General features: G+C 63.9%; 4 protein-coding genes. 3 read left to right on the forward strand and 1 reads right to left on the reverse strand.

Features of this window, described 5'->3' with window-relative positions; genetic code table 11:
* On the forward strand, nt 1-347 hold a 347-nt coding region (locus QT222_RS02240), incomplete at its 5' end, for an amidohydrolase family protein (protein ID WP_491476168.1).
* Nucleotides 348-403: 56 nt separating this feature from the next.
* Nucleotides 404-925, forward strand: a complete 522-nt coding sequence (locus QT222_RS02245; protein WP_491476169.1) for a DUF7529 family protein — start codon at nt 404-406, stop codon at nt 923-925.
* Between the two features lie 29 nt (nt 926-954).
* On the opposite strand, the gene QT222_RS02250 is transcribed toward QT222_RS02245, so the two are convergent.
* Entirely contained in the window at nt 955-1,824 is an 870-nt protein-coding gene (locus QT222_RS02250; RefSeq protein WP_491476170.1) for a DUF5806 family protein, read from the reverse strand.
* A gap of 122 nt (nt 1,825-1,946) precedes the next feature.
* Between QT222_RS02250 and QT222_RS02255 the strand changes: the two genes are divergently transcribed.
* Nucleotides 1,947-2,328 (forward strand): universal stress protein (locus tag QT222_RS02255; protein WP_491476171.1); only part of this gene is annotated, 382 nt, incomplete at its 3' end.

The raw sequence follows: 2,328 nt of genomic DNA on the forward strand, positions 1-2,328 counted from the left end.
CGAGCGGTGTCCCCGGCGTCGAGACGATGGTGCCGCTACTTCTCGGTGCCGCCGTGGACGGCGTCCTGTCGCTAGAGCGCGTCCGCGACGTAGTTGCGACGAACCCCGCGGACATCTTCGACCTGCCGCAGAAGGGCCGCATCGAGGCGGGCGCAGATGCTGACCTCGTGCTCTACGACCTCGACGACGCCCGCGAGATTCGCGGCGACGACCTCCACTCGAAGTGCGGATGGACGCCGTTCGAAGGCTTCACGGGCGTCTTCCCCGAGTGGACGATGCTCCGCGGCGAGTTGGTCTGGGACGGCGACGAGTTCGGCGACGCATCGGGTGAAAACGTCCGCGTCTAGGCGACACTTCACGCAGGCGAACTTTTTCCCGTCTGACCGCCCGAGACACGGCACACATGAGCGAAGAGCAGACGCCGCCGCGAAGTCGTGGGCCAAACGCAGACGAGCAGCACGTACTGACGGGGATGCTTTCGTTCTGGGAGACAGTCATCGAGGACGCCGAGGCGACCGCGGCTGAATACGCCGAAGAAGGCTGGGAGACGCTCGTCCTCCATCCCGGCGACGTGACGGTCCTTCCGCCGTCGAACCTACCGGATGCCACCGACCGCGTCGGTTTCGACGTGCTCGTTCCGGGAAGCGAGTTCGAGGCGCTTTCCGAGTGGGTCGCAGACGCCTCGTTCGATAGATACGATGTCTACCGCGCCCGCGAGGGAGGAACCATGTTCGTCGTCTCGGTCGTACAAGCAGCACAGGCGGAGAAAGCGGTCGTCGTACCCCTCTATTACGGACTCGACAAAGTGGACGTGCTGAAAACCCGTGCGAAAGAACAGGGTGCGCTTCGTCTGTACGTCCGGCCCGTCGAGGCCGACCAGCGCGTCGAATTAGTCCAGTCCAATCCGGCTCCGCTGTTCCCGTGACGCGTTGATTACGGCGAAGCAGTCGCGCCTCAGTCGTCGTTCGACAGTTCCTCTTGCCGGAGTTCCGTGCTCGCCTCGCGGACTTCGCGCATGACGCTAGAGATACGTTCTTCGGCTTCGAGTTCCTCTTCGACAGAGAGGTCGACGCCCTCGACTTCGAGAAGGAACTTGGCGATTTCCGTGACCTCGTACATCATCTCGTCGAGTTCTTCGGCCGTGAAGAAGCCCGACATCGCCCCGTAGAGGAACGTCGCCCCCGACTTTCGGACCTTGTCTCGGAAGGCTGAACGGGCCTGATTGACCGCCTGCGGCGTGTATGTGTCAGTCATGAACGGAACGAGTTCGGGAAGGTTCTCGCCGATTTTCGTCATCTCGACGCCCGTCTCCGTGCGGAAGTCGGCACAGAGGCGGGCGATAGCCCACTCGCGCGCCGTCACGTAGGTTCGCTCGCGGAGGAAGTCGTTGACGCGGTCGTACTGCGCGCCGTCGACTTTCTTGAATCGGGCGTACTTCTGTACGTCCTCGGGAACGTCGGCGGCGGCAGTTGATGCTGCACCGGTATCCGTCGTCGTCTCGCTATCATCTCCGGCGGCTTCGTCGTCGTCAACCGTCTCGCTATCGTCAGCTGCCTCTTCAACACCGGACTCGCCGGTAGTCGCGGCCCGCGCTGCATCTCCGTCCGGGTCGGCTTCGGGGCTGGATTCGGTGTCGTCACCGGCGTGGTCACGGCCTTCGTCGCTGGTGCGACTGCGGTCCTCGTCACCGGTGCGATTGCGGTCCTCGTCACCGGTGTGGGAGCGTCCCTCGTCGCTGGCGTGGTCGCGGTCGCCACCTCGCTCGTGTTCGTCGGTCTCGGCGTCGGCCGCCCCTGCCTCGAAGTCGTCGGACTCGTCTGTCATACCGCGGGCTACCGCGTCATCGCCGAAAAGGGTTCCGCGACGTGCGGTCCCGCGATGACAGCCCCGCGTTCGGAAGGGGTTCCGGGCAAGGGTTTTCTACCACCACCGCGAGATTGGGAATCATGAAGGTACTGCTCGGAATCGGTGGCAGCGACGATTCCATCCGAGCGCTGGAGAAAACGGTCGAACGGGCGGCCAACGCTGGCGACGACCTCACCGTCGCTATCGTCGACAATCCGGCCGTCGAGCGCTCGCACGAGGATATCGAATCGAAGGTGGAGGAAGTACTCGACGAACGCGGCGTGGATGCGGCCGTTCGGCATCTCGACGGAGACCCCGGAAGCGCACTCGTGGACCTCGCCGAGCACGAACGGTTCGAACAACTCGTCCTCGGCGGCTGCGAGACGAGTCCGATGTGCAATATTCAGATTGGGACCCCCGCCGAGGTCGTCCTCCTCACCTCCCACGTGACTGTTGCCTTAGTACGAGGAGCCCTCGACCGTA

Source organism: Haloferax sp. s1 (assembly GCF_058382125.1).

Coding starts and splice junctions, on each gene's coding strand:
- QT222_RS02250 (WP_491476170.1), bottom strand. CDS start 1,824: ATGACAGACGAGTCCGACGACTTCGAGGCAGGGGCGGCCGACGCCGAG.
- QT222_RS02245 (WP_491476169.1), top strand. CDS start 404: ATGAGCGAAGAGCAGACGCCGCCGCGAAGTCGTGGGCCAAACGCAGAC.